Source organism: Micromonospora sp. NBS 11-29, from assembly GCF_002140155.1.
In the GTDB taxonomy this organism is placed as follows: domain Bacteria; phylum Actinomycetota; class Actinomycetes; order Mycobacteriales; family Micromonosporaceae; genus Micromonospora.
The window spans coordinates 337,235-348,742 of record NZ_NAPR01000017.1 but is presented as its reverse complement, the minus strand read 5'-3'; the positions used below and the strand labels follow the sequence as shown (position 1 = coordinate 348,742).

The 11,508-nt window shown below is 73.9% G+C and carries 12 protein-coding genes and 1 pseudogene; 7 read left to right on the top strand and 6 right to left on the bottom strand.

What is annotated here, in order from left to right; translation table 11 throughout:
• Positions 1-184 precede the first annotated feature (184 nt).
• The 3 genes from B1205_RS22265 to B1205_RS22255 form a co-directional block, all read right to left on the bottom strand.
• Positions 185-1,150, bottom strand: a complete 966-nt coding sequence (locus tag B1205_RS22265) for a phosphotransferase enzyme family protein (RefSeq protein WP_089157361.1) — start codon at positions 1,148-1,150, stop codon at positions 185-187.
• 39 nt (positions 1,151-1,189) lie between these two features.
• Complete coding sequence (locus tag B1205_RS22260; RefSeq protein WP_089157360.1) at positions 1,190-1,669, bottom strand: hypothetical protein; 480 nt, start codon at positions 1,667-1,669, stop codon at positions 1,190-1,192.
• A gap of 126 nt (positions 1,670-1,795) precedes the next feature.
• Entirely contained in the window at positions 1,796-3,643 is a 1,848-nt protein-coding gene (locus B1205_RS22255; RefSeq protein ID WP_089157359.1) for a glycoside hydrolase family 15 protein, read from the bottom strand.
• A gap of 141 nt (positions 3,644-3,784) precedes the next feature.
• On the opposite strand from B1205_RS22255, the gene B1205_RS22250 reads away from it, so the two are divergent.
• From B1205_RS22250 to B1205_RS22235, 4 genes are all read left to right on the top strand, one after another.
• Entirely contained in the window at positions 3,785-4,369 is a 585-nt protein-coding gene (locus B1205_RS22250) for a helix-turn-helix domain-containing protein (RefSeq protein ID WP_089157358.1), read from the top strand.
• 26 nt (positions 4,370-4,395) lie between these two features.
• Positions 4,396-5,154: an alpha/beta fold hydrolase gene (locus B1205_RS22245; RefSeq protein ID WP_441338537.1), complete on the top strand. Its 759-nt coding sequence runs from the start codon at positions 4,396-4,398 to the stop codon at positions 5,152-5,154.
• Between the two features lie 80 nt (positions 5,155-5,234).
• Positions 5,235-6,449, top strand: coding sequence for an ROK family transcriptional regulator (locus tag B1205_RS22240; protein WP_089157356.1), 1,215 nt, complete (start codon positions 5,235-5,237; stop codon positions 6,447-6,449).
• Positions 6,450-6,575: 126 nt separating this feature from the next.
• Positions 6,576-6,764 (top strand): DUF397 domain-containing protein, encoded by a 189-nt coding sequence (locus B1205_RS22235; RefSeq protein WP_089157355.1) that lies wholly within the window; start codon positions 6,576-6,578, stop codon positions 6,762-6,764.
• Position 6,765: 1 nt separating this feature from the next.
• Here B1205_RS22235 and B1205_RS22230 read toward each other — a convergent pair whose 3' ends face one another.
• Positions 6,766-7,704, bottom strand: coding sequence for a phosphotransferase family protein (locus B1205_RS22230; protein WP_089157354.1), 939 nt, complete (start codon positions 7,702-7,704; stop codon positions 6,766-6,768).
• Between the two features lie 182 nt (positions 7,705-7,886).
• Here B1205_RS22230 and B1205_RS22225 point away from each other — a divergent pair, with 182 nt between their 5' ends.
• Positions 7,887-9,032, top strand: coding sequence for a polysaccharide pyruvyl transferase family protein (locus B1205_RS22225; protein ID WP_089157353.1), 1,146 nt, complete (start codon positions 7,887-7,889; stop codon positions 9,030-9,032).
• Between the two features lie 10 nt (positions 9,033-9,042).
• On the opposite strand, the gene B1205_RS22220 is transcribed toward B1205_RS22225, so the two are convergent.
• Positions 9,043-9,252 carry a hypothetical protein gene (locus B1205_RS22220; RefSeq protein ID WP_089157352.1) on the bottom strand — a complete coding sequence of 70 codons (210 nt, stop codon included), beginning with the start codon at positions 9,250-9,252 and terminating at the stop codon, positions 9,043-9,045.
• Positions 9,253-9,335: 83 nt separating this feature from the next.
• On the opposite strand from B1205_RS22220, the gene B1205_RS22215 reads away from it, so the two are divergent.
• Positions 9,336-9,857, top strand: coding sequence for a DinB family protein (locus B1205_RS22215; protein WP_089157351.1), 522 nt, complete (start codon positions 9,336-9,338; stop codon positions 9,855-9,857).
• Positions 9,858-9,860: 3 nt separating this feature from the next.
• On the opposite strand, the gene B1205_RS22210 is transcribed toward B1205_RS22215, so the two are convergent.
• Entirely contained in the window at positions 9,861-10,724 is an 864-nt protein-coding gene (locus B1205_RS22210; RefSeq protein ID WP_089157350.1) for a carbohydrate kinase family protein, read from the bottom strand.
• Positions 10,725-10,787: 63 nt separating this feature from the next.
• Between B1205_RS22210 and B1205_RS32125 the strand changes: the two are divergent.
• A pseudogene (locus B1205_RS32125) lies at positions 10,788-11,508 on the top strand (ATP-dependent helicase); the annotation flags it as partial.

Sequence of the window (11,508 nt, the reverse complement as noted above, 5' to 3'; positions counted from 1 at the left end):
TTCAGCTCCATCAGAGCATGATCGAAAGCCTCCGAGCTACCGGGGGAACCTCAGCCGGCGGCTGATCACGGACAGCTGCCCGAGGTCGCAGACGTTAACGGACCACGCCGGACGGAGCGCCCAGAACTAACAAGCGAGGGGTCGCAGGTTCGAAATCTGCCGCGCCACCACCCACCAGCACAGTTCAGGGCGTGTAGCCCGGGTCGGCGACGGTCTCGGCGATGCGGGTGAGCCAGTGCATGTCGTTCGCCCGGGACCCTTCACTCGCCTGCCGGTCGAGGATGCCGGCGAGGAACGCGGCGACGTCGTCGAGGTGCCGCTCGGCGCGGTAGTAGCTCAGCAACGTCGGCTCCGGCTCCACCGGCCCGTACCCCTCGCGGAAGAGCGCCGCGCGGCGCGCGTCGATCGGGTGGTCGCCGAAGTCCCGGCTGTGCACGAACATCAGATCCCGCTCGCGCGGCGCGCGGATCGGCGCGTCCCAGTCCACCACGTGCAGCGGGCCGTCGCCGTCGGCGATCAGGTTGCCGGGGTGGATGTCGGCGTGGCAGATGACGTGCGGGGCCGGCGGCATGCTCGCGGCCAGCTCGTCGACCGTCTCCGCCAGCCGGTGCAGCGGATCGCCGTACCGGTGCCAGAACGCGCCGAGGGTCGCGCTCGTCGCGGCCTGCCCGCCCAGCGTCCGCAGCCGCTGCCCGGCCCGCGACCGGTAGGTCTCGACCGGCAGGACGGCGGCGATCTCGGGGCTGGGCGGGACCGCGTGCAGGTGGGCGAGGAACTCGCCGTACTCGATCCACTGGCGGTCGGTGAGACCGCGACCCCAGAGGCTGCGGCCGTCGCAGTACGGGTAGAGCAGGAGTTGGTACTCACCGAACCGGTGGGCGGTTCCGCCACCAGCCAGGTCCACCGGCGCCACCACCTGCCGGACGCCGTGCGCGCGGAGGAAGACAGGCAGCCGAACGGCGGCCGGGGCGAACCCGCCGCGGCGCAGCTTCAGGAACCACCGCCCGCCGTCGGACGTGTCCACCCGGTAGGCCCACGCCTGCCCGTCCAGCCCGACCGGGAGGAACACGAGGTCGGCGACGTCCACGGCCCAGGCGATGGCCACCTCGGCAGTCAGGAGCCGTTCGTCCACACCCGGCTTGTCGATCATCGCCGGAGCGTCCCAGGTCGTCGCCCTATCGACAAGGCATTAGGGGAGGGGATCGACGATGTCGACGCCGTGGTCGCGCAGCGCTGCCTCGATCCGTTCTCGGCTCTCCGGGTCGGGCTGCCGCCACAGCCACACCTGCCCGACCATGACCGCGCTGTTCGGGCCGGGCACGTCCCACCGGCCGCCGTCCGGGTACACGGCGAGCGCGAGCCGGCCGAAGCCGGGACGGGCGAGCCCGGCCTGGTGGATCTCGGACCACCGGTAGCTCCGGGTGACAGTGCCCCGATGTCGGACCAGCAGCCCGGTGTCGTCGGCGAGTAGCGCGCCGTCCCGGTGCAGCCAGGCCGAGACGACGGTGGCGGCGGTCATCCCGATGTAGACGATGAGGGAAGCGGCGTGCAGCCGGAAGCCGATCCCGATCGTCAGGGTGAGCAGCCCGAGCGGTACGAGCACCGCCGGCCACCACCGGGACGCGAACAACACCACCGGCTGCGCGCCGGGCCCCCGTTCCTCCGCCACCCCGCTCTGGTGCCCACATCGGGAATGATCGACACCAGTACGCCGGAGTGGCGGCATCGGAGCTGCCTGATACCGCCACTACGGCGGAATGGAGTCGATCAAGCGCCCGGTAACGGGGCGCACACGCTACTGGCGGCGGCGGGCGTCGGCCTGGACGTCCAGGAGTTCGTTCAGGGCCAGGGCGGAGTTGATCAGGGAGAGGTGGCTGAACGCCTGGGGGTAGTTGCCGATCTGCTCGCCGGTCGCGGCGATCTCCTCGGCGTACAGGCCGAGGTGGTTGCTGAAGGTGAACATCTTCTCGAAGGTGAGCCGGGCGTCGTCGAGGCGTCCGGTGCGGGCCAGCGCCTCGACGTACCAGAACGTGCACATGTTGAACGTGCCCTCGTGGCCGGGGAGGCCGTCGGGGGAGTTGACCGGGTCGTACCGGTGGACCAGGCTGTCGGAGACGAGGTCGCGTTCGATCGATTCCAGGGTGGAGCGCCAGAGCGGGTCGCTGGGCGTGATGAAGCCGACCGACGGCATGGCCAGCAGCGCGGCGTCCAGCACGTTCTCGTCGTACGCCTGCACGAAGCTGTGGCGCTCCCGGTGGTAGCCGCGGGCCATGACCTGGTCGTAGATCCGGTTGCGTTGCTCGATCCAGCAGTTCATGTCCCCGGGGCGGCCGGTGCGCGTGGCCAGCCGGATGGCGCGGTCCAGCGCGACCCAGGACATCACCCGGCCGAAGGTGTAGTTGCGGGGATGGTGGCGGCTCTCCCAGATGCCGGCGTCGCGCTGGTCCCAGTTGTGGCACAGCCAGTCGACCATCCGGACGGTGCTCTTCCACACCTGGTGCGACACCCGGATGCCCTGTTCGTCGGCGAGGTGCATGGCGTAGAGCGCCTCGCCGTGGATGTCGAGCTGGAGCTGGTCGGCCGCGCCGTTGCCGATGCGCACCGGGCTGGAGCCCCGGTAGCCCTCCAGGTGGTCGAGCACCTCCTCGTGCAGGTCGGAGGAGCCGTCCACCCGGTACATGATCTTCAGGGGGTCCTGGTGGTCGCCGGCCTCCCGGATACGTTCGTCCAGCCAGTCCATGTACCGGCTGACCTCGTCGGTGAACCCGAGCCCGAGCAGCGCGTGCACGGAGAACGACGTGTCGCGTACCCAGGTGTAGCGGTAGTCCCAGTTGCGGGTGCCGCCGACCAGCTCGGGCAGGGCGGCGGTGGGCGCGGCGATCATCGCGCCGGTCGGCGCGTACGTCATGAGCTTGAGCGTGATGGCGGACCGCTCGACCATCTCCCGCCAGCGACCGGTGTAGCGGGAGCGTTCCACCCAGCGCCGCCAGTAGTCCCGGGTCCACTCGAACATGGCCTGGACCTCTTCCCCCGAGATGATCCGCGGCTCGGTGCCGGCCGTCTCCAGGATCACGCCGCCGGTGTCGCCCTCGCTGAGGTCGCCGTACACGATGAGGTCGCCGTCCTCCATGCGGACGTCTCCACCCCGGGACAGGAGCTGCCGCACCGGATCGACCGGGCTGAAGGTGAGCGTCTCCGTCCGGCCCCGGAAGACGTACCCGTTCGGGTGGCGTTCGAGCTGGTGCTTCTCCCGGGCGTAGTCGAACCGGGGCCGGCACTCCACTTTGAACCGCATGCTGCCCCGGACCATGTTGACCATGCGGACCAGGCGGTGCGCGTCGGTGGCCCGCTCGCCGGTGACCGGCATGAAGTCCATCACCTCGGCGACGCCGTCCGCGCTGATGAAGCGCGTGATCAGGATCGGCGTGCCGGGCAGGTAGAGCTGCTTGGTGACGTACCGGGTCTCGTGCGGGGCGATCCGGAAGTACCCGCCCTTGTTCTTGTCGAGCAGGGCGGCGAAGATGCTCGGCGAGTCGAACCGGGGCGCGCAGAACCAGTCGATCGTCCCGTCGCAGGTCACCAGCGCGGCGGTCTGCAGGTCGCCGATGAGCCCGTGATCCTCGATCGCCGGATAGCTCTCCACGTCGCCCCCCGGTTTCGGCTGCCTCCTGCGCATCCCACCCTAGGGGAGGAATTGTCAGGTTAGGGCGGATTCGCGGCGACGCGCCTCGGGCGCCGGCCCAGGATCGCGCAAACCTTGTTGCCGTTGTGGCAAACTGGCGGCATGGCTGACGACCTGGACCAGGCCCTCGACGCGGTCGGCCCCCGGCTGCGCGCGCTGCGGCGCGAGCGGGAGACCACGCTCGCCGACCTCTCCGCCGCCACCGGCATCTCGGTGAGCACGCTGTCCCGGCTGGAGTCCGGTGGCCGCCGGCCCACGCTGGAACTGCTGCTCCCGCTGGCCCGGGCGCACGGCGTCACGCTGGACGAGCTGGTCGGGGCGCCGCCGACCGGCGACCCCCGCATCCACCTGCGGCCGGTCGCCGCGCACGGCATGACCATGCTGCCGCTCACCCGACGTCCCGGCGGCATCCAGGCGTACAAGCTGATCATCCCGGCCGGCGGCCGGGCCGAGCCCGAACCCAAGACCCATGAGGGGTACGAGTGGGTCTACGTGCTCAACGGGCGGCTGCGTCTGCTGCTCGGCGAGCACGACCTAGTGCTCGCCCCCGGCGAGGCGGCCGAGTTCGACACCCGGGTGCCGCACTGGTTCGGCCGCGCCGACGACGAGGGGGTGGAGTTCCTCAGCCTCTTCGGCAGCCAGGGCGAGCGCGCCCACCTGCGGGCCCGCCCCCGCGACGCCCGGTGAGCCACGCGGATCTGCGCGGGCTGCGGATCTGGTACGAGGAGCACGGCGCCGGCCGGCCGCTGGTGCTGCTGCACGGCTCCTACGGGTCGACCGAGACGTTCGCGCCGGTGCGCCCCGCGCTGGCCACCCGCCGGCGGCTGATCGCGGTCGACCTTCAGGGGCACGGCCGCACCGCCGACGTGGACCGGCCGCTGCGCTACGAGTCGCTGGCCGACGACGTGGCCGCCCTGCTGCGTCACCTCGACCTGCCCGAGGCCGACCTGCTCGGCTACTCGCTCGGCGGCGGGGTGGCCCTGCGTACCGCGATCCAACACCCCGCGCTGGTCCGCCGCCTGGTCCTGGTCTCCACGCCGTGCCGGCGGCGGGGTTGGCACCCGGGTGCGCTGGCCGCGATGTCCGCGCACGACGCACGCGCCGCCGAGCGGATGCGCGGCACCCCGGCGTACGAGCGGTACGCGCGGCTCGCGCCCCGGCCGCAGGACTGGCCGGTGCTCTGGGCCCGCAGCGGTGAGCTGCTGCGCCGCGACTACGACTGGTCGGCCGAGGTGGCCGCGCTGCCGATGCCGGTGCTGCTGGTCTTCGCGGACGCCGACGCGATCCCGGTGCGCCACATGGCGGAGTTCTTCGGCCTGCTCGGCGGCGGCCGGGGGGACGTGGGCGGCGACCGGCCGATGTCCCGGCTGGCCGTGCTGCCCGGCCTGACCCACGACGACGTGGTCACATCGCCCGCCCTGCCGGCGGCGGTGCTGCCCTTCCTCACCCACCCCGCCCGCGCCCCCGGCTGAACGGGCGCGGCGGTGGCTGCGGTCGCGGTGCGCCACCTATCCTCGGGTGGGGAGCCGTGTGGCAGTTGACGGGGTGGTCGATGCTGAAGGACCTGGCCGCGGACCGGCATGTGCCGGGCGACAGCCGTCGACGCAACCTCGGTGCGCTGCTCCGACGGGTCCACCTCGGCGGGCCGGCCTCCCGCGTGGAACTGGCCGAATGGATGGGCGTCAACCGCAGCACGGTCATGGCGCTCACGGCGGAACTCGCGGCGGCCGGTCTGGTCCGCGAGGTGCCCCCCACCGGCAGCGGCCGGGCCGGGCGTCCGTCCTTCGTGGTCCGGCCCGAGTCGGCGGCCGTCCACGTCCTCGCCTTCGACATCGCGGTGGACCGGCTCGTGGCCGCCCGTGTCGGCCTGGGCGGAACGATCTCGGCACGCCTGGAGGCGACCCGGCCCCGGGCGGGAGCCGACCTCGACTCTGTGGTGTCCGTGCTCGCCGACTTCGGGCGGGCGCTGCACCACGACGCGCCGCCGACGTCGGTGTGCGTGGGCATCGGCGCGTCCTACTGCGGCATGATCCGGCCCGGCGACGGGATGGTCCGCTTCGGACCGGACATGGGCTGGGTGGACCAGGCGTTCGGCGCGGAGCTGGCCCGGCGGCTGGACCTGGGTCTCCCGGTCCTGGTCGGCAACGAGGCGCACCTCGGCGCGATGGCCGAGCACCAGCGTGGCGCCGGGGTCGACGCGCAGAACGTGATCTACCTGCACGGCGACGTCGGTGTCGGCGGCGGCATCGTCGTTGGCGGGGACCTGCTCGACGGCGACGGTGGGTACGGTTCCGAGGTCGGGCACATGCTGGTCAACCCGTACCAGGGGCGGCCCTGCGGCTGCGGCTCCCGTGGCTGCCTGGAGGCCGAGGTCGGTGAGCGGGCGCTGCTCGACGAGGCCGGCCGCCCGGCCGACCAGCGGGGACGTGACGCCGTCCGGGCCGTGGTCGCCGACGCGGCCCGGGGAGACGACGCCGCCCGCGAGGCGCTGCGCCGCATCGGTGACTGGCTCGGCATCGGCGTGGCGAACCTGATCAACCTGTTCAACCCCGGCGTGGTGATCTTCGGGGGGACGCTCACCGAGGTGTTTCCGGGCGCGGCGGCCCAGGTACGCCGCCGGATCGCCGCCAACGTCCTGCCCGTCTCCCGCGACAAGGCCCAACTGCGCGTCTCCGCCCTAGGCTACGACGCCACCTTGATCGGCGCCGCCGACCTGGCCTTCACCCCCTTACTGACCAACCCCCTGACCCCCCTCACCCCGTCCTAGCCCCGCCCCGCCCCGCCCGCCCCGCCCGCCCGCGCGGGTCGATCTTGCAGTTGTTGCCCCGGCAGATGGGACAAGTCGGGCCCTCGCGGGGCCGTAAGTCCATGATCGACGGGGAGGGGAGGGGGCATGGATCTGACGGGTGCGCGCTGGCGCACGTCGACCCGCTCTGGCTCGAACGGTGGCTCGTGCGTCGAGGTGGCCGACAATCTGCCCGGCGTCGTCGGCGTGCGGGACAGCAAGGACCGCTCCGGGCCCGCGCTCACCTTCGCTCCGGCCTCCTGGCGCGCTTTCGTCGCGTACACGAAGCGGTTTTGACTCATCCGCCCAGGCGGCGGGCGAGCCACGGCAGCAGCGCGTCGCCCTGGAGACGCTGGAACGCCCGCACGGTGGGGATGCCGGGCGGCGGGGGCTGGCGGGCGGCGTCGAGGAAGAAGCCGGTGAAGCCGGCCAGCACGCCGGTCAGGTCGGCCGGGTCGACGTGGGCGGTGAGCGGCCGGGTGGCCAGCAGCGCGTCCGGGTCGTGGCCGCCGTACACCTGCACGTTGATCACGGTGAGCAGCGTGTCCAGCCAGGCCGGCCCGCGGCAGGCCCAGGGCCAGTCGACGACGGTGACCGTACCGTCGGGGCCGAGCAGCAGGTTGTCGGCGCGGACGTCGAGGTGGCAGAGGGTGTCGCCGGTCAGCGCGGCGACCCCCCGGTCGGCGGCGGCGCGCAGCTCGGGCAGGTGGGCGCGGGCCCACGGGTCGAGGTCGGCCGGCGGGTCGGCGGAGAGCCGCCGCCACGCGTCGAAGTTCGCCGCGAGCGTCTCGGCCGCGGTGGTGGTCGCGGCGGCGGGGGCCGGGGTGAGCGTCGCGGCCATCGTCTCCAGCGTGGACAGCACGGCGGCCAGCTCCCCGGCGTCCCACGGCGTGACCGGGTGCCGGCCCTCGACGTCGGCGAAGACGAGCGTGATCCAGTCGCCGTCGTCGTGGCTGCCGAGCAGCGTGGGCGTCGGCGCGGCGGCGGGCAGGGCGGCGGCGATCCGGGCCTCGTCCCGGTGCATGCCGGGGCTGCGGTCGTTCTGCGCCGGGCTGACCGCCTTGACGAAGGCCCGCCCGCCGCGCGCGGTGCGGACCCGGTCGGCGGTGCCGGGGGAGTAGCCGCCGGGTTGTGACTCGGCCGCCACCACCCGGTCGCCGAGGATGTCCTCGACCGCGGTACGGACGTGGGCGGGCAGATCGCGCCACCGGATACGGGTCTTCGGTCGACTGGTCACCGCCCCACCGTGCGCGTCGCCTCCCCGCCCGGGCAACCAGCTTTCGGCGCACCTCGGTGTTAAGCGGGGGCCCCGCCTCTACCGGATGCGTTAACCGGGGGCCCCTCCTTACCGCCCGGCGGGGGGTTACGGCACCGGTGACAGCGGGAACGCCACCGCGACGCCCCGGGAAGGAGCAGCGGATGCGGGACGGCACCGGACTGACCATCGGCGTGCTCGGCTCGTACGGCGGCCGCAACCTCGGCGACGAGGCGATCCTCACGGGTCTTCTGGCCGATTTGCGGCTACACGAGCCGGATGCCCGGATCATCGTGTTCTCCCGGAACCCGGCGCACACCGCGCTGGCGCACCCCGACGTCGAGGCGGTGCCGTGGGAGGGCGTCAGCCGGGTCGACTCGTCCCAGGTGCTCCACCAGCTCGACCTGCTCGTCCTGGGTGGCGGCGGAATCCTGTACGACAAGGAGGCCCGCCGCTACCTTCGGGTGGTCCGGGTCGCCCAGGAGCGGGGCCTGCCGCTGCTCACGTACGCGGTCGGGGTCGGGCCGCTGACCGACGCGGTAGACACCGCCATGGTGCGCGAGACGCTGGCGCAGGCCGTCGAGGTGACCGTCCGGGACCAGGAGTCGCGAATGGTGTTGGAGGAGGCCGGCCTGGTCAACCCGATCACCGTCACCGGTGACCCGGCCTTCCTGCTCAAGCCCGAGGAGTTCCCGGCGCAGTGGCTGCGCGAGGAGGGCGTGCCGGCCGGTTCCCGGCTGGTCGGGTTGAGCGTGCGGGAGCCGGGCCGGGCCGCGGAACGCCTCGACGTCGACGGCTACCACCGGTTGCTCGCCCAGATCGGCGACTTCCTGGTGCACCGGATCGACGCGTACGTGCTCTTCGTGCCGATGGAGCGCGACGACATCCGGCACTCGCACGGTGTGCTGTCCCACATGATCGCCGCCGACCGGGGGCGCATCCTGCACGGCGACTACCGTCCGGCGCAGGTCCTCGGCCTGATGCGCCACTTCGACCTCGCGGTCGGCATGCGACTGCACTTCCTGATCTTCGCCGCCATGATGAACACGCCGTTCCTGCCACTGCCGTACGCCGGCAAGGTCTTCGACCTGGCCCAGCGGCTCGGCGTGCCGGCGCTGCGCGGCATGGAACGGGAGGTGGAGGGTCCGCTGCTGGCCGAGGTGGACCGGCTGTGGGACGAGCGCACAGTCCGGGCCGACGCGACCGCACGCCGGGTCGCCGAGGTCTGCGAGCAGGCACGGGGCACCTCGCATGTGACCCGCAGCGTGCTGGAGAGCATCCGGGCCCGCACGCTGGCCCCGGCCGGCTGAGGTGGCGCGGTCAGACCGCCGGACCGCGCCAGGTGTAGACCCACTCCTCGTCGTCCGGCCCCTCGCCCGACTGCAACTCGTAGATCTGCGCCTCCGCCAACCCGCCCGGCCCGAGGTGGTGGTGGGTCAGCGGCGGACGACCGTTGCTGTCCAGCTCGACCGTGACGCGCTCGCCGTCGGCCGTGCCGCCCACCAGGGGGATGTGCACCGTGGAAGCCATGCGCCCATCCTGCCCCGGCGCGCGGGTGCGCGCAGCGGATAGCGGGGCAGCGGGCCGACCGTTCCGGCGACTAGTGTCCGGTCATGGCGACCCCGACGATCGACCCGACACTCGGTCCGGTCCTCGCCCGCACGGGCGACGAGCGGGCGGTCCTCGACGCGTTCCTCGACTTCCACCGCGCCACCGTGCTGCGCAAGGCGCGCGGTCTCGCCGACGCCGACGCCGCCCGGCGGCTGGTGCCCTCCCTCACCACCCTGGCCGGGCTGCTCAAACACCTCACCGTGGTCGAGACGAACTGGTTCGTCCGGCTGTTCGCCTCGGAGCCGGGCGACGTCTACCTCACCTCCCAGGCCGACGCCGACGCCAGCTTCACGCTCGGCCCCGACGACACCGTCGCCGCGCTCGCCGCGGCGTACGAGACGGCCTGCGTCCGCTCCCGGGCCGTCGCGGCCCGCTTCGACCTCGACCACGTGGTGCCGCACGCGCAGCTCGGCGAGGTGTCGCTGCGCTGGGTGCTGGTGCACCTGATCGAGGAGACCGCCCGGCACGCCGGGCACGCCGACATCCTGCGCGAGCTGACCGACGGCGAGACCGGCGCGATCTGACGGTCAGTCGCGGGGCAGCAGCCCGGGGGGATACTCCATCCCGTCGTGGGTGCACGCGGCGGCGGCGACCCGGGCGGCGTAGCGGGCCGCGTCGAGCGGCGTGGCCCCGCGCAGTCGGGCGGCGATCAGGCCGGCCGCGAAGGCGTCGCCGGCCCCGTTGGTGTCCACCACCGGTCCGGGCGGGGTGGCCGCCGGCACGCGGGCCGGCGGCGTGTCCGGGGCGTGCAGCGTCGCGCCGGCCGCCCCGCCGGTGACCAGCACGGTGCGCGGCATGAGCGCGGCCGCCGCCTTCCCGGCCCGCTCACCCAGCTTCACGTCGCTGACGAAGACCAGGTCGGCGACCTCGGCGAACGGGCGGTGGTAGTCGTTCTCGCCGTTCCAGTCGTGCAGGTCGGTGGAGAGGGCCGCCGCGGCGCGCAGCACCGGCAGCGCGTCCCGGGCCCAATCCATGATCGAGACGTGTACGTGCGCCGCCTCGGCGACCAGCGCGGCCAGCTCCGCGTCGGCGAACGGCGTCCCCGGCCCAGGCCAGGGCCGGGGGTCGTAGAGCGACATCCGGCGGCCGCCCGGGTCGACCAGGTTGACCGAGCGGCGGGTGCCGGCGGGCGTGTCGACCAGCACGGTCCGCACCGAGGTGCGGGCCAGCGCCGCCCGGACCACGTCGCCGGCCGGGTCGGCGCCCAGCACGTCGACCAGCGTCACCCGCAGGCCCAGCGCGTGGGCGGCCAGCGCCACCCCGGCGCCGGTGTTGCCGATCCGCAGCTCGACCGGGGGCACGGTCAGCGAGTCGGCGGCGGGCAGCGGCAACGCGGGCACGCGGGCCCGGACGTCCACGCCCAACCCGCCGATCACCAGAAGGTCGGTCATGGCGCCGACGATATCCGCGTCCGGCCGCCTATCCTGGCCCCGGGCGTCGTCGAGGGGGAACGTGTGCTGGTCATCCACGGGCTGTGGCTGCCCGGCGCCGGGCTCGCCGTGTGGGCCGAGGACAGCACGCTGCCGGCCCGCGCGCCGCGCCGCCCCGGCCGCGCCCCGCGCGAACGGCCGCATCCCTTCGCCGCCGACCACGCCACGCTGACGGCCGCGCTCGGCGGGACCCCGGGCCGGCCGATCTCCGTCCTGCTCGGGCTGCCCACCCGGGCCGGCTCGCCGGTGGACTCGCCGGAGCTGGCCCGGGCCGCCGTCGGGGACCCGGTCCGCGGCCCGCTCACCCGCGCCGGCTGGCGGGCGCCCGCCCTCGGGTACGCCCCGGACGACGCGTACGCGCTGCTGCGCGCGGGTTGGCCCGGCCCGGTCGGGGCGGGCCTGCGCCACCTGGCCGAACTGGCCGACTTCGCCGCCGACCTGGTCACCCGCGGCCGACTCCTCCCCACCCTCGGCGGTAAGGAGGGGCCCCCTGTTAACGCCTCCGGTAGAGGCGGGGCCCCCTCTTATCACTCGGCCGGGCCGGGATCCCGGCGGCGGAGGTCACCGGCGACGGACGAGGCCGGCGCGCTGGCGCTCTGGCGGCCACTGCTCACCGGCACCGACGCGGCCTGGGCGCGTGACCTGGCGCTGGCCCTGCCCCCGGCGGCCCGCGCCGCCCGCGACTGGCGGCCGGCGTCTTCGGGTGCACCTGTGGTCGCCCAGGCGACAACATCCGCACCCGAAG

Excerpts from the sequence above, each read along its gene's own strand:
- B1205_RS22225 (WP_089157353.1), top strand. The coding sequence starts at position 7,887 with ATGCGGGACGGCACCGGACTGACCATCGGCGTGCTCGGCTCGTACGGC.
- B1205_RS22250 (WP_089157358.1), top strand. The coding sequence starts at position 3,785 with ATGGCTGACGACCTGGACCAGGCCCTCGACGCGGTCGGCCCCCGGCTG.
- B1205_RS22220 (WP_089157352.1), bottom strand. The coding sequence starts at position 9,252 with ATGGCTTCCACGGTGCACATCCCCCTGGTGGGCGGCACGGCCGACGGC.
- B1205_RS22240 (WP_089157356.1), top strand. The coding sequence starts at position 5,235 with ATGCTGAAGGACCTGGCCGCGGACCGGCATGTGCCGGGCGACAGCCGT.
- B1205_RS22215 (WP_089157351.1), top strand. The coding sequence starts at position 9,336 with ATGGCGACCCCGACGATCGACCCGACACTCGGTCCGGTCCTCGCCCGC.
- B1205_RS22210 (WP_089157350.1), bottom strand. The coding sequence starts at position 10,724 with ATGACCGACCTTCTGGTGATCGGCGGGTTGGGCGTGGACGTCCGGGCC.
- B1205_RS22265 (WP_089157361.1), bottom strand. The coding sequence starts at position 1,150 with ATGATCGACAAGCCGGGTGTGGACGAACGGCTCCTGACTGCCGAGGTG.
- B1205_RS22235 (WP_089157355.1), top strand. The coding sequence starts at position 6,576 with ATGGATCTGACGGGTGCGCGCTGGCGCACGTCGACCCGCTCTGGCTCG.